25 protein-coding genes are annotated in these 21,405 nt (G+C 45.3%); 16 read left to right on the top strand and 9 right to left on the bottom strand.

Features of this window, described 5'->3' with window-relative positions; translation table 11 throughout:
• Positions 1 to 13 precede the first annotated feature (13 nt).
• A complete protein-coding gene (suhB, locus tag GZN30_RS09995) occupies positions 14 to 817 on the bottom strand; it encodes an inositol-1-monophosphatase (protein WP_075652173.1) in 804 nt (267 codons plus the stop codon).
• 177 nt (positions 818 to 994) lie between these two features.
• Here suhB and trmJ point away from each other — a divergent pair, with 177 nt between their 5' ends.
• The 11 genes from trmJ to ndk all read left to right on the top strand — a co-directional run bounded on the left by trmJ (position 995) and on the right by ndk (position 9,469).
• Positions 995 to 1,723: a tRNA (cytosine(32)/uridine(32)-2'-O)-methyltransferase TrmJ gene (gene trmJ, locus GZN30_RS09990; RefSeq protein WP_075652172.1), complete on the top strand. Its 729-nt coding sequence runs from the start codon at positions 995 to 997 to the stop codon at positions 1,721 to 1,723.
• Between the two features lie 115 nt (positions 1,724 to 1,838).
• Positions 1,839 to 2,345 carry a Fe-S cluster assembly transcriptional regulator IscR gene (iscR, locus tag GZN30_RS09985; protein ID WP_075652171.1) on the top strand — a complete coding sequence of 169 codons (507 nt, stop codon included), beginning with the start codon at positions 1,839 to 1,841 and terminating at the stop codon, positions 2,343 to 2,345.
• Positions 2,346 to 2,374: 29 nt separating this feature from the next.
• Positions 2,375 to 3,589, top strand: a complete 1,215-nt coding sequence (locus GZN30_RS09980) for an IscS subfamily cysteine desulfurase (RefSeq protein ID WP_075652170.1) — start codon at positions 2,375 to 2,377, stop codon at positions 3,587 to 3,589.
• Between the two features lie 44 nt (positions 3,590 to 3,633).
• Positions 3,634 to 4,014, top strand: coding sequence for a Fe-S cluster assembly scaffold IscU (gene iscU, locus GZN30_RS09975; RefSeq protein WP_005592829.1), 381 nt, complete (start codon positions 3,634 to 3,636; stop codon positions 4,012 to 4,014).
• Between the two features lie 66 nt (positions 4,015 to 4,080).
• Positions 4,081 to 4,407: an iron-sulfur cluster assembly protein IscA gene (iscA, locus tag GZN30_RS09970; protein ID WP_075652169.1), complete on the top strand. Its 327-nt coding sequence runs from the start codon at positions 4,081 to 4,083 to the stop codon at positions 4,405 to 4,407.
• A gap of 60 nt (positions 4,408 to 4,467) precedes the next feature.
• On the top strand, positions 4,468 to 4,983 hold the full coding sequence (hscB, locus tag GZN30_RS09965; RefSeq protein ID WP_075652168.1) for a co-chaperone HscB: 516 nt from the start codon (positions 4,468 to 4,470) through the stop codon (positions 4,981 to 4,983).
• Positions 4,984 to 5,003: 20 nt separating this feature from the next.
• A complete protein-coding gene (gene hscA / locus GZN30_RS09960) occupies positions 5,004 to 6,857 on the top strand; it encodes a Fe-S protein assembly chaperone HscA (protein ID WP_075652167.1) in 1,854 nt (617 codons plus the stop codon).
• An 11-nt stretch (positions 6,858 to 6,868) separates the two neighbouring features.
• Positions 6,869 to 7,207 carry an ISC system 2Fe-2S type ferredoxin gene (gene fdx / locus GZN30_RS09955; protein WP_075652166.1) on the top strand — a complete coding sequence of 113 codons (339 nt, stop codon included), beginning with the start codon at positions 6,869 to 6,871 and terminating at the stop codon, positions 7,205 to 7,207.
• 133 nt (positions 7,208 to 7,340) lie between these two features.
• Positions 7,341 to 7,535, top strand: a complete 195-nt coding sequence (gene iscX / locus GZN30_RS09950) for a Fe-S cluster assembly protein IscX (RefSeq protein ID WP_075652165.1) — start codon at positions 7,341 to 7,343, stop codon at positions 7,533 to 7,535.
• A 152-nt stretch (positions 7,536 to 7,687) separates the two neighbouring features.
• A complete protein-coding gene (pepB, locus tag GZN30_RS09945; protein WP_075652164.1) occupies positions 7,688 to 8,974 on the top strand; it encodes an aminopeptidase PepB in 1,287 nt (428 codons plus the stop codon).
• A 69-nt stretch (positions 8,975 to 9,043) separates the two neighbouring features.
• A complete protein-coding gene (gene ndk / locus GZN30_RS09940; protein WP_075652163.1) occupies positions 9,044 to 9,469 on the top strand; it encodes a nucleoside-diphosphate kinase in 426 nt (141 codons plus the stop codon).
• Between the two features lie 64 nt (positions 9,470 to 9,533).
• Here the strand turns inward: ndk and csdA are convergent, their stop codons facing one another.
• The 4 genes from csdA to GZN30_RS09920 all read right to left on the bottom strand — a co-directional run bounded on the left by csdA (position 9,534) and on the right by GZN30_RS09920 (position 13,170).
• Entirely contained in the window at positions 9,534 to 10,745 is a 1,212-nt protein-coding gene (csdA, locus tag GZN30_RS09935; protein WP_075652162.1) for a cysteine desulfurase CsdA, read from the bottom strand.
• Positions 10,745 to 11,344, bottom strand: a complete 600-nt coding sequence (locus tag GZN30_RS09930; RefSeq protein WP_075652161.1) for a DJ-1 family glyoxalase III — start codon at positions 11,342 to 11,344, stop codon at positions 10,745 to 10,747. The genes csdA and GZN30_RS09930 overlap by 1 nt, the downstream gene beginning before the upstream one ends.
• 15 nt (positions 11,345 to 11,359) lie before the next feature.
• Complete coding sequence (gene panE / locus GZN30_RS09925; protein ID WP_075652160.1) at positions 11,360 to 12,241, bottom strand: 2-dehydropantoate 2-reductase; 882 nt, start codon at positions 12,239 to 12,241, stop codon at positions 11,360 to 11,362.
• 128 nt (positions 12,242 to 12,369) lie between these two features.
• Positions 12,370 to 13,170, bottom strand: a complete 801-nt coding sequence (locus GZN30_RS09920; RefSeq protein WP_075652159.1) for an outer membrane protein OmpK — start codon at positions 13,168 to 13,170, stop codon at positions 12,370 to 12,372.
• Positions 13,171 to 13,510: 340 nt separating this feature from the next.
• On the opposite strand from GZN30_RS09920, the gene GZN30_RS09915 reads away from it, so the two are divergent.
• The 3 genes from GZN30_RS09915 to GZN30_RS09905 are packed head-to-tail and all read left to right on the top strand — an operon-like array spanning position 13,511 to position 15,384.
• Positions 13,511 to 14,083: an LON peptidase substrate-binding domain-containing protein gene (locus GZN30_RS09915; protein WP_075652158.1), complete on the top strand. Its 573-nt coding sequence runs from the start codon at positions 13,511 to 13,513 to the stop codon at positions 14,081 to 14,083.
• A gap of 57 nt (positions 14,084 to 14,140) precedes the next feature.
• A complete protein-coding gene (locus GZN30_RS09910) occupies positions 14,141 to 14,725 on the top strand; it encodes an RNA polymerase sigma factor (protein ID WP_075652157.1) in 585 nt (194 codons plus the stop codon).
• On the top strand, positions 14,722 to 15,384 hold the full coding sequence (locus GZN30_RS09905) for a ChrR family anti-sigma-E factor (RefSeq protein ID WP_075652156.1): 663 nt from the start codon (positions 14,722 to 14,724) through the stop codon (positions 15,382 to 15,384). Before GZN30_RS09910 ends, GZN30_RS09905 begins: the two co-directional genes overlap by 4 nt.
• Positions 15,385 to 15,448: 64 nt before the next feature.
• On the opposite strand, the gene GZN30_RS09900 is transcribed toward GZN30_RS09905, so the two are convergent.
• The 4 genes from GZN30_RS09900 to GZN30_RS09885 all read right to left on the bottom strand — a co-directional run bounded on the left by GZN30_RS09900 (position 15,449) and on the right by GZN30_RS09885 (position 19,172).
• Entirely contained in the window at positions 15,449 to 16,801 is a 1,353-nt protein-coding gene (locus GZN30_RS09900) for an AmpG family muropeptide MFS transporter (protein ID WP_075652155.1), read from the bottom strand.
• A 69-nt stretch (positions 16,802 to 16,870) separates the two neighbouring features.
• On the bottom strand, positions 16,871 to 17,416 hold the full coding sequence (locus GZN30_RS09895; RefSeq protein ID WP_075652154.1) for a peptidylprolyl isomerase: 546 nt from the start codon (positions 17,414 to 17,416) through the stop codon (positions 16,871 to 16,873).
• Complete coding sequence (locus GZN30_RS09890) at positions 17,416 to 17,985, bottom strand: YajG family lipoprotein (RefSeq protein ID WP_075652153.1); 570 nt, start codon at positions 17,983 to 17,985, stop codon at positions 17,416 to 17,418. Before GZN30_RS09890 ends, GZN30_RS09895 begins: the two co-directional genes overlap by 1 nt.
• A 56-nt stretch (positions 17,986 to 18,041) precedes the next feature.
• A complete protein-coding gene (locus GZN30_RS09885; RefSeq protein WP_075652152.1) occupies positions 18,042 to 19,172 on the bottom strand; it encodes a methyltransferase in 1,131 nt (376 codons plus the stop codon).
• Positions 19,173 to 19,327: 155 nt separating this feature from the next.
• On the opposite strand from GZN30_RS09885, the gene GZN30_RS09880 reads away from it, so the two are divergent.
• Together GZN30_RS09880 and GZN30_RS09875 are read left to right on the top strand one after the other, a co-directional pair.
• Positions 19,328 to 19,633, top strand: coding sequence for a BolA family protein (locus tag GZN30_RS09880; protein WP_075647660.1), 306 nt, complete (start codon positions 19,328 to 19,330; stop codon positions 19,631 to 19,633).
• 427 nt (positions 19,634 to 20,060) lie between these two features.
• Positions 20,061 to 21,401: a Na(+)-translocating NADH-quinone reductase subunit A gene (locus GZN30_RS09875; protein ID WP_075647665.1), complete on the top strand. Its 1,341-nt coding sequence runs from the start codon at positions 20,061 to 20,063 to the stop codon at positions 21,399 to 21,401.
• The last annotated feature ends 4 nt before the right edge of the window (positions 21,402 to 21,405 follow it).

The raw sequence follows: 21,405 nt of genomic DNA, 5'->3' as shown, positions 1-21,405 counted from the left end.
AAACGTCGATCGATTATTTAAGCATTGCAGCATTACCGTTTTCACGGATATGCTTAAGAATACCTTTAACGCCGCGTGCGCTTGCTGTAACAACGTTACCTGATTGCATGTAATCAGTACCGCCAGCAAAGTCAGTCACGATAGCACCAGCTTCACGAGCGATTAGCTCACCAGCCGCGATATCCCAAGGTTTTAGACCAAGCTCGAAGAAACCGTCTACACGACCAGCAGCTACGTAACATAGGTCTAGCGCAGCAGAACCAGTACGACGGAAGTCAGCACAGTCTACGAATAGCGCAGATAGGATCTTAAAGTAAGATTCTGAGTGTTGCTTCTGTTTGTATGGGAAACCTGTTGCTAGAACAGCGCCTTGTAGATCTTTAACTTGTTTCACACGGATACGTGCGTTGTTTAGTTGAGCACCAGCACCGCGTTGTGCAGTGAATAGCTCGTTTTGCATTGGGTCGTAAACACACGCAACTTCTGTTTTGCCTTTAATGCGAACAGCGATAGATACAGCGAAGTGAGGTAGACCTTTAACGAAGTTAGAAGTGCCATCCAGTGGGTCGATGATCCATTGTACGTCCTTATCTTTACCGTCGATAAGACCGTTTTCTTCTGCCACGATACAGTGCTCTGGGTAAGAGGCTTTGATTGTATCAATGATCATTGCTTCTGCTTCTTTGTCTACGTTAGTAACAAAGTCGTTCGTGCCTTTTTGAGTAGATTCGATCTTCTCAACATTTTCTAGTGATTTAGCAATATGGTTGCCAGCTTTTCGTGCCGCACGAATAGCGATATTAAGCATTGGATGCATACAAAATTTCCCAACGGATGTTAAAGAACAGAAAAACGCCGCGCAGTATACACAGAATATTAAGCAAAGGGAAGTGGTTAATTGTTGCACTATTGGCAAGCAAATATGAATCACTTTAACCATTTTTTTCTGCAATGTGATAATATCTCGCCACTTAATTTGGTATAGGTATTTCTCATGCTCAGCAACGTTAAAGTTGTCCTAGTTGGTACATCTCATTCCGGTAATATTGGCTCAGCCGCTCGTGCTATGAAGGTCATGGGATTGAACAACATGGTGCTTGTCGCACCTGAGTGTGAGGTAGATGGTCAAGCCATCGCTTTGGCTGCCGGCGCAAGTGATATTGCATTGAATGCACAGGTGGTTGATAGCCTAGAAGAAGCGGTAAAAGATTGTGCTTTGGTGGTGGGTTCAAGTGCTCGCTCACGTACGCTAGAGTGGCCAATGCTCGAGCCTCGCGAGTGTGGCGAAAAGTGTGCTGTTGAAGGACAAACCAGTAAAGTTGCGATTGTTTTTGGTCGCGAACGTACCGGTCTCACCAACGATGAACTGCAAACCTGCCATTACCATGTTTGTATTCCAGCTAACCCTGAATACAGTTCTCTAAATCTTGCCATGGCAGTTCAAACCATTGCTTATGAGATACGCGTTGCTTTTCTTGAACAGGAAAAGCAAGGGTTCGCGCCTCAAGCAGAAGAGGCTTATCCGCGCCATGAAGAACTGGAAATGTTCTATGCACACCTTGAAAAAGTTATGATTGATACCCAGTTTATCTCTGCAGACCAACCAAACAAGGTAATGAATAAGCTACGTCGCTTATTCAGCCGTGCTCGTCCAGAGCTGCAAGAGCTTAATACCCTACGTGGTGTATTGACTGCGATTGAGAAAAAAATCGGCAATCGTTAATCTCGCACAAACATCAGGGTTAAATACCTGACTGTTTTAGTCAAATAAATACTTGACCATTTTTGTCAGGTATGAAAAACTTCATACCACATGAACGATGTGGATATGGTGTTATATGAGACTTACATCTAAGGGAAGATACGCGGTTACAGCTATGCTAGATGTGGCTTTACACTCACAGCAGAGTCCTGTACCGCTAGCAGACATTTCAGAGCGACAAGGCATTTCGCTTTCATACTTAGAACAGCTTTTTTCTAAGCTGCGTAAAGCAGGATTAGTAGCGAGTGTTCGCGGTCCAGGCGGTGGTTATCGTCTTGGTGCAGAAGCTCACACAATTGCCATTGGTACTGTGATTGCTGCTGTTGATGAGTCTGTAGATGCAACTAAATGTAATGGCAAAGGAGATTGCCAAGGCGGCACTCGCTGCTTAACCCACACATTGTGGCGTGATCTTAGCTCACGCATTAGTGACTTCCTTAACAACATCACTCTTGGCGAGCTTATGCAAGACAATGAAGTGATTGAAATTTCAGACCGACAAGACATAGATCTTGCGGTGAACCACGGCCTAGCAAATCGCACTGCATTCGGTGCTGCTGTGGATTTAAATGTCCGCTCTTAAGCGGTCAGCAATGTACATTGGAGTAGAGAATGAAACTGCCGATTTATCTTGATTATTCAGCAACTTGTCCAGTAGACCCTCGAGTGGCTGAAAAGATGGTTCAGTACATGACGATGGATGGTACGTTTGGTAACCCAGCGTCTCGTTCACACCGTTACGGTTGGCAAGCCGAAGAAGCAGTCGACAATGCTCGTGAGCAAATTGCTGATCTGCTAAATGCAGACCCACGTGAAATTGTATTCACGTCAGGCGCGACAGAGTCAGACAACCTTGCGATTAAAGGTGCTGCACATTTCTATTCAAAGAAAGGTAAGCACGTAATCACATGTAAAACAGAACACAAAGCTGTACTTGACCCATGCCGTCAACTAGAGCGCGAAGGTTTCGAGGTGACTTACCTAGAGCCTGAATCAAATGGTCTGATTGACCTGAAGAAACTTGAAGCAGCGATGCGTGATGACACTGTGCTGGTTTCTATCATGCACGTAAACAATGAGATCGGTGTTATCCAAGATATCGCAGCGATAGGTGAACTGTGTCGTGAGCGTAAAGTGATTTTCCACGTTGATGCAGCGCAATCAGCAGGTAAGCTACCAATCGACGTTCAACAGCTAAAAGTAGATTTGATTTCTCTATCTGCACACAAAATCTACGGTCCTAAAGGTATCGGCGCGTTGTATGTACGTCGTAAACCACGCATTCGTCTAGAAGCACAAATGCACGGCGGTGGTCATGAGCGTGGTTTCCGCTCTGGTACGCTACCGACTCACCAAATTGTGGGTATGGGTGAAGCGTTCCGTATCGCAAAAGAAGATCTGCAGAAAGATTACGATCACGCAATGGCACTACGTAACCGTCTGCTAAACGGTGTGAAAGATCTTGAAGCGGTAACAGTTAACGGTGACTTGGAGCAACGTGTTCCTCATAACCTCAACGTGAGCTTTGCGTTTGTAGAAGGTGAGTCATTGCTAATGTCACTGAAAGATCTCGCGGTATCATCAGGCAGTGCGTGTACTTCTGCAAGTCTAGAGCCTTCATATGTACTACGTGCTCTAGGTCTGAACGATGAATTAGCACACAGCTCAGTTCGATTCTCATTTGGTCGTTTCACGACAGAAGAAGAAGTGGACTACGCAATTGAACAAATTCGCGTAGCGGTAATTAAGCTACGTGACATGTCTCCTCTATGGGATATGTACAAGGAAGGGATTGATTTGGATACGGTTGAGTGGGCACACCACTAATCGTTTAATCTCCCAGTTTATGTAGAGGATTCGAGGTAAATATTATGGCATATAGCGAAAAAGTAATTGATCACTATGAGAACCCACGCAACGTAGGTTCATTTGACAAAGAAGATCCATCAGTAGGTAGCGGCATGGTTGGCGCACCAGCTTGTGGTGACGTAATGAAACTGCAAATCAAAGTAACGCCAGAAGGCATTATTGAAGATGCGAAGTTTAAGACTTATGGCTGTGGTAGTGCGATTGCGTCAAGCTCACTAGTGACTGAGTGGGTTAAAGGCAAATCAATTGATGAAGCAGCAGCAATCAAGAACTCTGAAATTGCAGAAGAACTAGAACTTCCTCCGGTAAAAGTTCACTGTTCTATCCTAGCGGAAGATGCAATTAAAGCAGCAGTTGCTGACTACAAGAAAAAACATCAGTAAAATCGACGTATAAATAATGGGAGCGTCGCTCCCATTTCATTGGTATATCAAAATTCAAGGTGCAGTATGGCCATTACATTATCAGACGCAGCAGCAAGCCGAGTGAGAGCTTTCCTAGACAATCGTGGGAAGGGCGTTGGTTTGCGACTCGGAGTAAAAACGACAGGCTGTTCTGGCATGGCTTACGTCCTAGAATTTGTCGATGAAGTAAACGATGAAGAAGATGAAGTGTTTGAACACAAAGGTGTCAACGTTATCATCGATAAGAAGAGCCTAGTATATCTCGATGGCACTGAGCTGGATTACGTTAAACAAGGGTTGAATGAAGGTTTTGAATTCAATAACCCTAACGCAAAAGGCGAATGTGGCTGCGGTGAAAGCTTCAACGTTTAATTCTTGCTCTCCTGCTTGATAGCGTTAAGCAGGAGAGACTTTACCAAGGGTCAGATTTTAATGAATCACTTTGAATTATTTGGGCTACCAACTCAGTTTGAACTGGATGGTAGCCTTCTTTCTTCTCAATTCCGCGAACTACAAAAACGTTTCCATCCTGATAATTTTGCCACTGCATCTGAACGCGACCGTTTAATGGCGGTACAAAAAGCTGCGCAAATCAATGATGCCTATCAAGTGCTTAAGCACCCAATCTCGCGTGCTGAGTATATCTTGTCAGAAAATGGTGCGGATATTCGCGGTGAGCAACAAACGATGCAAGATCCGATGTTCTTGATGGAACAAATGGAATTGAGAGAAGAACTGGAAGAGATCCCGGGTTGTGCAGATCCTGAATCTGCGCTGTTTGATTTTGATGGCAAAGTCTCAAAGATGTACAAACAGCAATTAGTTAGCGTGGAAGAACAATTAAACCAAGCGCTATGGGCACAAGCGGCCGATGGCGTTCGCAAACTAAAATTCATTGCCAAACTAAAAAATGAAATTGAGTTAGTTGAAGATAAACTACTCGGTTAACCCAAGAGCAAGGACTAACAATGGCATTACTTCAAATTGCAGAACCAGGTCAGAGCTCAGCGCCTCATGAGCACAAGCTTGCCGCTGGCATTGACTTAGGAACAACAAACTCATTGGTTGCTTCTGCTCGCAGTGGCAACGTCGCTCCGTTAGAAGATGCGCAAGGTCGTCGTATTTTGCCATCTGTCGTTCGCTACACTGGCGAAGAGAAACAAGTTGGTCAAGAAGCCCTCGATCAAGCTGAGCTTGACCCTGCTAACACTATCATCTCTGTTAAGCGCTTAATCGGTCGCTCGTTGGCTGATATTCAGCAGCGTTACCCGTCTTTACCATACCAGCTACACGCTAGCGAAAACGGTTTACCGATTCTGCAAACAGCGGCGGGTGCTAAAAACCCAATCGAAGTGTCATCGGATATTCTTGCTGCTCTTAAACAGCGTGCAGAAGATACCTTAGGCGGTGAATTGGCGGGTGTTGTGATTACCGTGCCTGCGTATTTTGATGATGCCCAACGTGCTGGCACTAAAGATGCGGCAAAATTAGCGGGTTTACATGTACTGCGTTTGCTTAACGAGCCGACAGCCGCAGCGATTGCTTATGGTCTAGATTCGGGTCAAGAAGGCGTGATTGCAGTCTACGACTTGGGTGGTGGTACATTCGATATCTCAATTCTACGTCTGTCAAAAGGTGTGTTTGAAGTTCTGGCTACCGGTGGTGACTCTGCACTTGGCGGTGATGATTTTGACCATCTACTCGCAGATTTCTTGCTTGAGAAGACCGCTTTAGAAGCTCCATTATCAGCGGAGCAAAATCGCACCTTACTAAACGTAGCACAAAGAACCAAACAAGCTTTCTCAGAGCAAGACTCGGTTGCCGTTGATGTTTTTGGCTGGCAAGGTGAAGTGACTCGCGATGAGTTTGAAGCGCTGATTCGTCCATTAGTAAAGAAAACGTTGATGTCTTGTCGCCGTGCGCTAAAAGACGCCGACGTTGAACTTGAAGAAGTTAATGAAGTGGTTATGGTCGGTGGTTCAACACGTACTTTGTTGGTTCGCGAAATGGTGGGTGAATTCTTTAACCGCACACCACTGACGAGCATTAACCCTGATGAAGTCGTTGCTATCGGTGCGGGTATTCAAGCCGATATTCTAGTCGGTAATAAACCTGACTCAGAAATGTTACTACTGGATGTGATCCCACTGTCGTTGGGTATCGAGACCATGGGTGGCTTGATTGAGAAAATCATTCCACGCAACACCACGATTCCTGTTGCTCGTGCACAAGAGTTTACCACTTTCAAAGATGGTCAAACGGCAATGAGCGTACACATTGTGCAAGGTGAACGTGAGATGGTTGATGATTGCCGTTCACTGGCTCGTTTCTCGCTCAAAGGTATTCCACCAATGGCGGCAGGAGCTGCGCATATTCGTGTCACTTATCAAGTGGATGCTGATGGTCTATTGTCTGTAACAGCGATGGAAAAGAGTACCGGTGTTCAGTCTGAAATTCAGGTTAAACCATCTTACGGTCTGAGTGATGATGAGGTGGCAAACATGCTACGTGACTCAATGACCTACGCTAAAGAAGATATGCAAGCTCGTGCGTTAGCTGAACAACGTGTCGAAGCTGATCGCGTGATTGAAGGTTTGATTGCAGCATTGCAAATGGATGGCGATGAGCTGCTGTCTGCACAAGAAAACCAAGACCTTCTGAAAGCAATTGAAGCATTGATTGCGCTACGCAATGGCGATGATGCCGATGCGATTGAGATGGGAATTAAAGAGACGGATAAGGCAAGCCAAGAGTTTGCTTCACGTCGTATGGATAAGTCGATTCGAGCTGCGTTGTCAGGTCAATCTGTTGATGATATTTAAGAGTAGAAGTCATGCCTAAAATTATCGTTTTACCACATGAAGACCTATGCCCTGAAGGTGCAGTACTAGAAGCGGAAGCTGGCGAAAGCGTGCTAGACGTTGCCCTGAAAAATGGCATTGGCATTGAGCACGCATGCGAAAAATCGTGTGCTTGTACCACTTGTCACGTGATCATTCGCGAAGGTTTTGACTCACTTGAAGAAAGTGATGAACTAGAAGATGACATGCTTGATAAAGCATGGGGTCTAGAGCCGGAATCTCGTTTAGGTTGCCAAGCGCGCGTTGCTGATGAAGATCTCGTGGTTGAGATCCCGAAATATACGCTTAACCACGCTTCAGAAGATCACTAAACACTCGTTATAGTTGGATCTGCGGCGTGATTAAGTTGTCGCTGCAATTACTCTGAGTATCGTGTTTAGTCATCAGTGAGTAATTAGTTATTCAGTAATTAGTTATTTCAACGAAAATATAAGGAAGTGAGCAATGAAATGGACCGATTCACGCGATATCGCGATTGAGCTTTGCGATAAGTTTCCAGAAGTTGATCCTAAAACAGTCCGTTTTACCGATCTGCACCAATGGATCTTAGAGATAGAAGATTTTGACGATGAACCAAATCGTTCAAATGAGAAGATTCTTGAAGCAGTGATCCTCTGCTGGATGGACGAGGCAGATTAACTGCGGTAAAACCTCGTAGAGTTAACAGTTTTTATTAAAATAAGCGGGCCTTTTGGCCCGTTTTTTTATCCAATTGACATTTTTACCTGACAAAATGCTAACATCAGGGCGTAGATGGCAGGCAATGCTAAAGATTCAGACAAGGAGAAATCATGTCTACACAGATGTCGGTATTTTTAACCCAAACCGAAGCAGCACCAGTATGGGGCGATAAAGCGATTGTTTCATTTACGGAGCAGGGCGCAACTATCCACCTTGGTGAAGGTCATGACCTCGGCGCTATTCAGCGAGCTGCTCGTCAATTCGTAACTCAAGGCATTAAAAAAGTATCGCTAGCCGGTGAAGGCTGGGATCTTGAGGGCGTTTGGGCTTTCCATCAAGGTTTCCGTGAACCTAAGAACAGTACATCTTTCGATTGGCCTGCACTTAATGAAGCAGACCAAGCAGAACTAGAAGCACGTATCAAAGCGACAAAGTTCACTTGTGAAATCATCAACAAATCAGCAGAAGAAGTGGCGCCGCGCCAGTTGGCAACCATGGCTTCTGAATTTATTAAATCCGTTGCGCCAGAAGGCACAGTAACGGCTCGCATTGTTAAAGATAAAGATTTGCTAACTGAAGGTTGGGAAGGGATTTATGCCGTTGGTCGTGGCTCAGAGCGTACTTCTGCCATGCTGCAGCTGGACTTCAACCCAACCGGTGATGAGAACGCGCCAGTGTTCGCATGTTTGGTTGGTAAAGGCATTACCTTCGATTCAGGTGGTTACAGCATCAAGCCATCTGACTTTATGACGGCAATGAAAGCTGATATGGGTGGTGCGGCAACCATTACTGGTGGTCTTGGTCTGGCTATCATGCGTGGTTTGAACAAACGCGTGAAGCTGATCTTATGTTGTGCTGAAAACATGATTTCAGGTCGTGCGCTAAAACTTGGCGATATCATTACCTATAAAAATGGTAAGACAGTAGAGATCATGAACACAGATGCGGAAGGTCGCTTAGTTCTGGCTGACGGTCTAATCTATGCCAGCGAACAGAAACCTGAGCTGATCATCGACTGCGCGACGCTCACTGGCGCAGCGAAGTACGCTCTTGGCAATGATTACCACGCGTTAATGAGCTTTGATGATGAGTTATCACACAAAGCGCTAACGTCTGCACGTGAAGAAAAAGAAGGCCTGTGGCCACTGCCACTGGCAGATTTCCACCGTGGAATGTTGCCATCTAATTTCGCTGATTTGTCGAACATCGGCAGTGGCGATTTCAGCCCTGGTGCAAGTACAGCGGCGGCATTTTTGTCTTTCTTTGTTGATGATTACAAAAAAGGTTGGTTGCACTTCGACTGTGCTGGTACCTACCGTAAATCGGCAACAGTAAAACTGGCACCGGGTGCAACGGGAATGGGTGTGCGCACTCTTGCTCGCATTTTGACCCAATAAACAAAACAGTGACTTGAGCAGCAGTTAGACTGTAAGTCGATAATTAAAAGAGAAGTAGAAGGATACCTTATGGCTCTAGAAAGAACTTTTTCTATTGTTAAGCCCGACGCGGTGAAACGTAACCTAGTAGGTGAAATTTACAACCGTATTGAAAAAGCAGGTTTAAGCATTGTAGCAGCGAAAATGGTTCATCTTAACGATGAGCAGGCAAGTGGCTTCTATGCTGAACATGAAGGCAAAGAGTTTTTCCCAGCATTGAAGGAGTTTATGACTTCTGGTCCGATTATGGTGCAAGTGTTGGAAGGAGAAGATGCGATTGCTCGTTACCGTGAACTGATGGGTAAAACCAACCCTGAAGAAGCGGCATGCGGCACTATTCGTGCTGATTACGCCTTGAGTATGCGTTATAACTCAGTACACGGTTCAGATAGCCCAGCGTCTGCTGAGCGTGAGATTGCGTTCTTCTTCCCTGAGTCAGAAATCTGCCCTCGATAGTTATCGACTGCAAATGAAAAGAGCCTCGTATGAGGCTCTTTGTCTATTCAGCGTTTCGCTGGCATTAAAGCATATCTAAGCACTTATCAATGGCTTGTAGTACACGCGCTACATCTTGCTCATCATTGTAAATCGCATAAGAAATACGAATCGTGCCAGTAATGCCTAGCGCATCCATTAGCGGATGGGCGCAGTGATGACCAGAACGAACGGCGATACCTTGCTGATCGAGTAAGGTCGCGACATCTTGGTGATGCACGCCATCGACGACAAAGGAGAGTACAGAGGCATTGGCTTGATAGCCAATCACGCGAATATCGTCATATTGCATCAACGCTTGATAAGTAAGCTCAACTAAGCGATGAATATGCTGTTCCACCAGACGGCGCTCAAATTGGTTGTACCATGCAATTGCTGTCGCTAACGCGATAGCGCCGGCGACATTAGGCGTGCCCGCTTCGAACTTGCCAGGTAGTTGGCTGTAGGTTGTACCGTCAAACGAGACTTTTTCAACCATCTTACCACCACCGTGCCAAGGCGGCATTGCTTCCAGTAGTTCCAGCTTGCTGTAAAGCACACCAATCCCAGCAGGGGCAAAGATCTTGTGCCCGGAGAAGACTAAAAAGTCTGCATTTAACGCTTGGACATCGATAGCTTCATGCACAATGCCTTGTGCGGCATCAATCACCACTACCGCCCCTGCTTTATGGGCAAGATCAATCAAGTTTTCAATTGGCTGGCGCGTGCCAGTGACATTCGTGGTATGAGCAAGGGCGACAATTTTGGTTTTTTCGCTCAATAGTTTGCAAAATTCAGCGCTATCAAGTTGGCAATCTAGCGTCATTGGCGCTTTAACAATTTTAGCTCCAACTTGCTCTGCGACAATCTGCCAAGGCACGATGTTCGCGTGATGCTCCATCTCGCCAATTAGGATTTCATCACCTGCTTGCAGCGTATTGCGAGCGTATGTTTGCGCGATAAGGTTAAGCGCCTCGGTTGCACCGCGTGTCCAAATGATCTCTTTCTCGCTTGATGCGTTAATAAATTGCGCGACGCTGCTTCGAGCTGCTTCAAATTGCACGGTTGCTTTGGCGGTTAAGCTGTGGCTACCGCGATGTACGTTGGCATTTTGCGCACTGTAGTATCCGCTGATAGCATCAATCACAATTTGGGGTTTCTGCGTTGTCGCGGCGCTGTCGAGATACACCAGTGATTGGCTATTGATGTCTTGGTTCAGCGCAGGAAACTGGCGGCGAATAGCTGCAACATCAAGCATTATGCTTCACCTATTTCATGATAATGAAGAGTCGGGATCGTCACCATCGGCTCGGCCACTGTCCATGCATGCGCTTTGCCTGATAAACGGATGATCACTTCCATCGCGAATTCAAGCGCGGTGCCTGGACCTTGGCTTGTCAGTAGATTGTGGTTCACATCATAGGTGACACGTTTAACGCGCCAGTTTTTCGCCGGAATGTGGCTTTCAAAACTTGGATGGCATGTCATCAATGCATCTGGATAGAGGTTGTGATGGGCAAGTACCAAGGCCGGGGCGGCACAAATCGCGGCAACTAATTTGCCTTCGTACATTTGTTGGCGCACGATTTCGACTAACACAGTACTGTCGCGAAATGCTTCTGAACCACCGACACCGCCAGGTAAGATCACCGCATCAAATTCATCATCGGCAATATCCACTAAGCGGCAGTCTGCACTTAGCGTAACACCGCGAGAGGCTTTCATAGTTAGCCCTCCGTCGGATTCAGCACTCGCAACGACCACTTCATAGCCAGCACGAACCATCATATCGATGATGGTCACCGCTTCCATCTCTTCTGTACCTGTGGCGATGGGAACCAGTACTTTTTTACTCATCGTTTTATGACCTCGTTACCAGCTTTGTTCAATCTGTTTAATCGCCTTATATAAGGCATGGTTGGTTGGCACACTTATGTTGTGTTTGTTTGCGCACTTAATAAGATAGCCTGTAATAAAGTCTATCTCGCTTGTTCGCTGATGGGCAATATCTTGCTCCATTGAAGAGAAGTTATTGCTGGTGGCATGAATCACTTGATCAACCATAGCCGTTAAATTGGCTTCTACCGCATCAATTCCTTCCGCTTGCATCACGCAACAGACTTCATTAATGATGGATTGCAGTTGGTCGCGAAACTCTGTTTGGGCTAATTCACCATTGCGGATTTGATGGATTGCGGTGAGTGGATTTATTGCGCAATTGATCGCGAGTTTGTTCCACAGCGCATGGTCGATTTCATCGTGCCAAGCGACTTCAGTTAGCGCATGGTTAAACACATCAACCAAAAATCCACACTGTTTGCCGTTGTGGTTCGCTGCGCCCAAGAGTGTTTTGCCCTGTCCAGTATGCAGAACATGGTTGGCACTCTTACGGTAAGCCCCATGCGTAGTGGTTGCTAATACGAGCGGATTATCAGGCATTAAGGCTTTGACGCTATCCGCTGTTCCCATGCCGTTATGCATGAGCATCACGATCGCTTCTGGCGCGATATGCTGTCGAATACTACTCAACACCTGTTCAACTAATGGCGCTTTGAGAGTGACCAACAGGATATCTGCCTGCAGTAGAGACTGAGGATCATTATTGGTGAATCGCTGCGCAGGATGATCATCTCGTTGAACCATTAATGCCGCTGTGTTTTGACGGCTCCATAAGCAGACATGATGCCCGGCATCATGCAGATAACTTGCCCATAGAGAACCAATCGCACCGGGCCCCACTACCGTAATATTCATACAATGTTATCGCAACCAACTTAATACTGTTGCAGAGGATAATGGCATGAGATGGGAAAGCAAATAAAAAAGGCACCCGAAGGTGCCTTTTAGTCAAAATTCAATTTGTACTGCTTGTCTAACTTGGTTTAGAAGTTGTACTGAACACGGTAGATCAGGATATCTTGGTAATCTTTACGTGCTAGTTTGTTGACAGTGTAGCGGTAAAGAACACCAGTAGAGATATGGTCAGTGACATTCCACATTGCATTCAAGCTACCGTTTAGACCCCAGCTTTCTGAACCCACACCCGATGCGAAGTCTGTACTTTGAACAGCTGCGTACTCGTCGTTACGTGCAAATTCCAGTTCATTCCAAGTTGAGAAAGTGAAGTTTTGACCAGCGATGTCAGTATTGTAGTAACCCACGTAACCAAACATACCGCCGTTAGAGCCAGAAATTGCAACGCCTTCACTGTTTGCTTCAGTGTTCACTTGGTGGAAACCAATAAATGGTGTGAAGCCCCAACCATCACCTTTTAGTCCTGTATAACCAAGACCAAGTACTCGGTTTTGTTCGTGTAGAGTCGGACCTTTATCTTTGTCTGTGTTGTACACTTGAGCGTAAAGACTGATGCCTGAATCAGTTAGGTTGTAGTGGATAGTACCTTTTAGTGATGCACCACGGTTGTCACCTGCACGATCAACACCTTCGTAGTCGTAGAAACCGTAGATTTGACCCCAATCGAATACAGCACCACCTTCGATACCGATCACCGCTTGGTTACGTTCAGAGATTTCTTGACCAAAGTTAGAATCATCGTTACCGAAGCCGTGATCCCATTTTTGGTAATCTAGGTACATGCTACCAAAACCAAATAGGTATTCTGCTTGTGCTGGCACTGCTGATACTGCTGCTACAACGCCAAGAGCTAAAAGTGATTTACGCATAAGTGAACTCTCTTTAGTGTGAAACATGATGTTTATATTCTTGTTGCACAACTGTTGCTGTGCCTGCTTTCGGTGGTGAATAATATTGATATTTATCTCAAATGAAAGTGTCATTTGCAGCAAAAATGTAAATTTAGAGAGATCACGATCACACTTGAGGATAAAAGAACAAGTATAGAAGGAACTTTTCATTTTTTTGCAGAAAATTTGAGCCAGGTATCGTTTACGCAATCGGTTGGTGTGTTTTTTTAGCAGTGTCAAACTATCAACATGAACAGTGAATGATCGATTATGAGCATGATCCCGTATTGATAACTGAGTCAGAAATTTGGGAAGTATCATGTCAGAGATTATGCTTTTTCCGCTCGGCTCAGTGGTGTTGCCTGAAGGGAAAATGCGGCTGAGAATTTTCGAGCCACGTTACAAACGTTTAGTGACTGAAGCGAGTAAAGGTGACGGGACATTTGGCATTTGTTTATATGAGCGAGATGATCGTCATCCTAGTGGTGAACTATCACACAATGGAGCATTAGTCAGAATTGTCGATTTCGAATCTCTGCCCGATGGTCTGTTGGGAATAACTGTAGTAGGTATCAAACGTTTTTGCACCAAGCGGGTGCGGGTAGAGTCAGACGGCTTACGATTCGCTAAGGTTGAGTATCTACCCAGTTGGGATGTGAAGTCGGTCCCTGAAGAGCAACACTATATCAGTCTACAATTACAGAAAGTGTATTTGCAGTTTCCGCAAATTGGTGAGTTGTACGAGCAATGTTTCTTTGATGATGCGTCGTGGGTGAGTCAGCGTTGGATAGAGCTTTTGCCGGTCAATCTAAAACAATTCGACTATTTGGTTCAGCAAAAGGATTGTTCGGAAGCAATGCGCTTTTTGACGGCTGCAATTGAGAAAGAGTGATCGCTTTGCGTTTGTAGTCGTACAACGGTTGATATCGCAACTTCAAGGATGTGGTAAATGAGCGTACAAGATACAAATGCATTTTCTCGAGCCGATTGGACAGAATGCATGGAACAGGTGAAGAGCCGCGACAAGAAGGCTTTCGCTTTGATATTCAATCACTTCTCGCCACGTTTGAAGCAGTTTGCTTACAAGCACATGGGTAATGAGCAGGTCGCGATTGAACTGGTTCAGGAAACCATGGCTACTGTGTGGCAAAAATGTGCCTTGTTTGATGGGAGTAAAAGCTCTCTCTCGACTTGGGTTTACACGATTGCACGTAACCTGTGTTTTGATCTACTTCGGAAACAGAAAGGTCGGGAGGCGCACGTTTTGGCAGATGACATCTGGCCGTCAGACTTTTTGCCGCCTGACTTAGTCGAGCACTATGCTCCAGAACATGAAATGCTCAAAGAGCAGGTATTAAAGTTTTTGGAAATTCTGCCCGAAGCTCAGCGTAAAGTGGTCCAAGCCGTATATCTCGAAGAGCTGCCACATCAGCAAGTTGCTGACATGTTCGATATTCCTTTAGGGACCGTGAAATCGCGCTTGCGCTTAGCGGTTGAGAAACTACGAAATGAAATAGAGGCGGAGCAATTATGAGTTATCACCCAAGTGAAAAGATGTTGCGCGCCTACGTCGAAGGTGAGTTGGACGCTGGAAACAGTTTCGCCATAGCCACTCATGTCGAGATTTGTCCACAATGCCAGAAGTTGTGCGCCCAGTTCGAAGAGCAAGCAGGTGAAGCGTTGTGCGCAAGTACTATCGAGGACTGTGACGATCTTTCTGCCATGTTGGATAAAATTGTTGTCCTTGAAGAAGATCCTGAGCCATTTAAGTTTAATCGTAAGAATCGAACGATTATCCTCAAGGATAAGCAGTTTAAGCTGCCACTGTCACTCAGTCGCTTCGTCGATAACATCGGTGAATGGAAAAGTTACGGCGGCAAAGTGTTCAGTGCCGAAATTGAATTAGGTGAAGAGGCAAGGATCAATCTGTTATACATCAGCGAAGATGTACAGATTCCTCAGCATACCCACAAAGGGCTTGAGTCTACTTTGGTGCTACATGGCGGATTCAGTGACGAAGATGGGCATTATGAAGTTGGCGACTATATGCTCAAAGATGCCTCAGTCAAGCACAGTCCCTTTACCAAGAAAGGTGAAGATTGTTTGTGCCTCACTGTACTGACAGAACCGCTGTTGTTTACTCAAGGGGTGGCTCGCGTATTTAATTTGTTTGGCAAAGGTCTCTACCCATAGTCGCTTGTTAAAAGTTAAAAGGTCGCAATTGCGACCTTTTTGCGTTTTTAGTTAGCCTGTACCGCTACTCGTGGTTTTTGCTTGCACGCTCGAGCATATCGGTAAAGTAATGACGCAACGAGTAAAGCATGATTAAGCTTGGGATCACCATCAGTGCCGTCAGAACAAAGAACGTTGACCAGTCATCGAGGTAGTCGACCAATTCACCACTGAAAGAGGCGAGAGTCGTTCGACCGAAGTTGCCTAAAGAGGCAAGTAGGGCATATTGGGTTGCCGAGAATGCTTGTCCAGTAACCACCGTTAAGAAGGACACAAATGCTACCGTCGAAAATGCAGAGGTGAAGTTATCCACCACCAGAGTCGCAAGGAAGATCTGCTCACTCGGACCTACTTTGGCAATCCAAGCAAACATTAGATTACTTGCCGCCATAGCGATACCGCCAATCATTAGACCGCGAACAATACCAAACTTTACGTTGACCATGCTGCCGATTAGGGTAAACAACATGGTTAGCCCCCAACCAATCAGCTTGGAGTAGTAACCAATTTGTTCGTTGCTAAAGCCGATTTCTTTATAGAAGGTAATCGACATACGACCAAGAAACGCTTCCCCAATCTTAAATAGGAACACAAACAGCAGCAAAGTTAAGGCAACTCGGAAGCCATTGCGTCTAAAGAAGTCGATGAAAGGTTCTAACACTGTAACGGTTAGCCAAGCCACTACAGGGTTTCTAACCACCGCGCTGTGTCTTTTCTCGGCTTCGGCTTGCAGTTGCTCACGATTGGTTTTTGGTTCACCCACCAGTAGCGTGAACAGCATTAACAAGCCGACAATTGCTGCCATACCGTAGTAAACCCCATTCCAACCGATACTGTCAGCATTGATGAACGCGAGGTAACCTGGCAGTGAGTAACCTGTCCACCAACCGATCACCGCCATCGCTGAAGCTTGCGGTAGCTTAGACGATTCTGATTTAGGGAAGGTATCAATGCGGTAAGCATCAATGGCAATATCTTGAGTCGAGGATGCTAAAGCGATGCAGAGCGCCAGCATGGAAGTCATCATCAAACTTTTCGCAGGATCGACGCCAGCGATAAATAAGGTGCAAACCAAAACCACCGACTGACAAAGGAATATCCAACTGCGTCGTTGACCTAAATAGTGGTTAAGGATTGGTAGTTTGACGCGATCAACCAGTGGTGCCCAAAGGAAGTTAATTGCGTAAACCGCAAAAACACTACCAAAGTAGCCGATAGCAGCACGAGTCAAACCTGCATCTTTCAGCCAGCCTGACATATTTGAGCCGATTAAGACCCAAGGAAAACCACTAGAACAACCGAGCATAAATACCCAGAGTAAGCGTTTATCAAGGTAACTACGTACTGTGTCTGCCCATGACAGAGACGCGTTCGCCATAACGATTCCTTGTATTTGTTGAGAGGTTGAAAACAGAAAGGCTCCCAGTTTTAGTGGGAGCCTAGTCAATTATTTGAGAATGGTGACTTTCTCTATGATAATCGCCTCGACGGGCACGTCTTGATAGCGACCCACGGAATGGGTGGGTTGTTTTGCCATCTGTTGTACAACGTCAAAGCCTTGTACCACTTCACCAAACACTGCGTAACCAGGTGGACGCGAGTTGTAGTTGAGGAAGTCATTATCAGCTAGGTTGATAAAAAACTGACGTGTCGCTGAGTTTGGATCATTGGTACGAGCCATAGCGATTGTCGCGGTTTCATTTGCTAACCCATTGTTGGCTTCATTTTTGATTGGCGGGTAAGTTGGGGCGCGATTCATATTACGATCAAAGCCACCACCTTGTGCCATAAAGCCAGGAATGACACGGTGAAACTGAGTGCCGACATAACTGCCGTCATTGACATATTTTAAAAAGTTAGCAACAGAAACAGGCGCTTGCTCTTGATTTAACTCAATCACAAATGAGCCTAGATTGGTTTCCATTTCAACTTTTGGTCCAGCAAAAGCAAGGCTAGAAACCAATGCAGCACACGCGATAGCGTATTTCCACATTAGAATCGCTCCTGCATATAGCTTTGTAGTTCACGGTCGTTAGCCACTTCACGTAGCACTAGGTTCGCTACATCGTTAAGCACTTGTTCAATCTCTTCGTCTGACGCGCTTAGTGCACCAGTACGCTCTGCAGTGCCTGTGTAAGTTTTGACGAGTTTACCTTGTGGCGTTTCAGCCGTCAGTTCTAGTACCAGTCTTGCATCCATTTCATTTTCCATTACAGAATGTTTTACAGATACAAGCAGTTCTTGAACTTCGATTTCAATCGAGTTTTCGCTGTTAACTGAACTGCGGAAGCCTTGAGATTGGAACTGCTCAAGTAATGCATTTTCTAGCGTTACACGTACGTTTTGTTTTGCGTGGATTGGCTCGATGTTAGAGCGACCGCTATCGACTAGCGCAACATATTGTGCTGAGCGTACGTCTTTACTGGTTAGCGTAAAAGTACTGCCATTGACGATATTGCTATTGCTTAACTCGGCGCGAGGAGCAAAGTTAAGTTGTGCTTGTTGTGGCGCAGAACAAGCCGTCAACAGTGCGATTGACGCGGCTAGAACCAGTTTTCTCATTGTCATTTCCTTTTCTAATTCGCTGAAAAGCTCAGATTTAAGTCGATAATAAATGACTACCTAGTTGCTTGTAAAATCACAAATTTCTTATTTGACGCAACTAAGCTGACGTTCGATTTACCAAACAGACGTTTTAGCTTCACATCGTATCCGAGGTGGCGATTACCGATAACTAATAATTGTCCGCCAGTTTGCATAACATGCTTTGCATCACAGAACATCTGCCACGCAATATGGTCAGTGACCGCTTGTTGCTGGTGGAAAGGAGGATTACAAACCACCAAATCATACTCGCCAGCGGCAAAACCATCTAGACAGTTATTGTCAACAAAGCGTAAATCTCGATCTGATCCGAGATTATCTTGTAAGTTTTGTGTGGCCGATGCGACTGCCATAAAGCTTTCGTCAACACAGGTAATCTGCATTTGTGGATTTTGCTGCGCCAGTTTGACCGACAGCACACCGTTGCCACACCCGAGATCGATAGCGTTACTAAATTGGTCACCTGTCGGTAGATGCTTGAGCATAAAACGCGCACCTTGGTCTAGGCTCTCGCCAGAGTAGACGTTAGGTAGATTTTTAAGTGTTATGCCGTGTTCATCCACCATCCAGGTGGTGAATGGTTCAACGTTTGTTGGCTGCGGACAATTGGCAAAGCTAAATACCAGTCGGTGCTTTTTCCAGGCTAAAGAAGTTTTCGTTTCACCAAGGTATTTCTCGAAAAGCTTTAGTGTTGATGAGTGAATCTCTTTTGCTTTGTTAACCGCGATAACGGCAACGTTTGGCGCTAGCACCTGACGAAGTTGGCTAAGTTGCCAAGTTAAAAAGCGGTTATTACGAGGGATCTGCATTAGCACTAGATCGATGTTTTCAGGCAGAGAATGCAAACTATCAACTAATGTCACACTGCGACAATGGTTGTGTGCGAGGTTGTGCTTAATTGCTTGGTGAGCAATATGGGAGTCACTTAGCACCGTGACATTATGTTCAGTAGAAAACCAGCAACTTAGTGCGCCGAAGCTGTCATTCAAAATCAGGATGTTCTTGGGTTCACCTAACGCCATCTCTTCAACGTGAGAAATAAGATATTCATCGCCAGCGTCCCATGCTTGCAAGGTTTCATTGTTTCTAACAGGATAACGAAAAAGAGAGAAAGTGCGGTCGAAGAGGGTAAGCTCAGTTTTCATAAATGGAACGCTTGATGGATGTTAAGTTAAGTGAAATTGTCGCAGATGACGAAGGAACTGGAAACTAAAACCTTTAGATTTAAGTTCGAGCAGTCTAAGATGCCCGAATAACATAAATAAATAGTCATACTGTTAATAGGAAGTGGAGTTTTATCATGATGGAAGAGACGATTAAAACCAAACTACACCAACAACTCACCCCAACTCATCTTGATGTTATTAATGAAAGCTTTATGCACAACGTCGCGCCAGGGTCGGAAAGCCATTTCAAAGTGATCGTGGTCAGTGAACAATTTGAAGGCTTACGTTTGATTGCAAGACATCGTTTGGTGAATCAAACATTAGCGGATGAATTAGCTAATCATATTCATGCTCTTGCGATCCATACCTACACACCGCAAGAGTGGAGTGAGGTGCAACAAGCGCCGCATAGCCCAATGTGTTTAGGTGGCGATAAGTGACTTTAAAAGAAGCAGCTAAGGCTGCTTTTTTTGTCGGCGATTTATAAAGCCATTAACAATGTGGAAACAAAAAAAGAATTGCGACAAATTAACATAATTTGTTTCATTATGTTAATTATCATTAGTTTTCAAGCGAGTTAGAGTTTTGTCACGATGTGCGACACTTCAAAGTTATGACTATTCTTTAACCTTTTAAACTCAATTCCTAACATTTATTCGCAGTATCCCCCCCATTGGTCATGGCATCATATTCCCAATTGATGATAGACTATCGCCCCTGATGAATCTCGCAATTAATATGTGACGAGAGTTTTAATAGGATGTTGCGATTTTGGTGCCACAGACGCACCAGAACCGGACACTGATGTCGTGTCTAAAAGTTACGCAATTAAAGAATCTTTTTCCCGATAAAGTAGTGCAAGTGCGTATGATTACAATAAAGAAGGGTCTGGACCTTCCTATCGCAGGAACTCCTACCCAGGTGATTAATGATGGTAAATCCATCAAGAAAGTCGCCTTGCTTGGCGAAGAGTACGTTGGCATGCGTCCTACTATGCATGTCCGCGTAGGTGACGAAGTAAAGAAAGCTCAAGTTCTTTTTGAAGATAAGAAGAACCCAGGCGTTAAATTTACTTCGCCAATCAGCGGTAAAGTTATCGAAGTTAACCGTGGTGCGAAACGTGTACTTCAATCAGTAGTGATTGAAGCTGCAGGTGACGAACAGGTTACTTTCGACAAGTTTGAAGCTGGTCAACTAGCAGGTCTAGATCGTGAAACGATCAAAACTCAGCTGATTGATTCAGGTCTTTGGACAGCTTTACGTACTCGTCCGTTCAGCAAGGTACCAGCTGTTGCTTCTTCTACTAAGGCTATCTTTGTGACTGCAATGGATACTAATCCTCTTGCAGCTCAGCCTGAGTTGATTATCAACGAAGAGAAAGAAGCGTTCGTCGCTGGTCTTGACGTCCTTTCAGCCCTAACGGAAGACAAGGTTTACGTTTGTAAATCTGGCTCAAGCCTTCCTCGTTCTTCTCAGTCAAATGTTGAAGAGCACGTGTTTGACGGTCCTCACCCAGCAGGTCTTGCTGGCACCCACATGCATTTCCTATACCCAGTAAATGCAAACAATGTGGCGTGGAGCATCAACTACCAAGACGTGATTGCGTTCGGTAAGTTGTTCCTAACTGGTGAGCTATCTGTTGAGCGTGTTGTCTCTCTAGCAGGTCCAGTGGTGAACAAGCCACGTCTAGTTCGTACAATCATTGGTGCGAGCCTAGAAGAGTTGACTGACAACGAGTTAATGCCTGGTGAAGTTCGTGTGATTTCTGGCTCAGTACTAACTGGTACTCACGCTATTGGTCCACACGCGTACCTAGGTCGTTACCACCAACAGGTTTCGGTATTACGTGAAGGTCGTGAGAAAGAACTGCTTGGCTGGGCTATGCCTGGTAAGAACAAGTTCTCTGTTACGAAATCTTTCCTAGGTCACCTATTCAAAGGTCAGTTGTTCAACATGACAACTTCGACCAACGGTAGTGACCGCTCAATGGTTCCAATCGGTAGTTACGAGCGTGTAATGCCATTAGATATGGAGCCGACATTGCTACTTCGCGATCTATGTGCTGGTGACACAGACAGTGCTCAAGCGCTGGGTGCTCTAGAACTGGATGAAGAAGATCTAGCTTTGTGTACCTTTGTATGTCCAGGTAAATACGAGTACGGCATGTTACTTCGTGAGTGCTTAGACACGATTGAGAAGGAAGGGTAATTTT

The organism is Vibrio ponticus, assembly GCF_009938225.1.
GTDB lineage: Bacteria > Pseudomonadota > Gammaproteobacteria > Enterobacterales > Vibrionaceae > Vibrio > Vibrio ponticus.
Note: the sequence above shows the minus strand (reverse complement) of the source record. Positions and strands in the feature narration are given on the sequence as shown.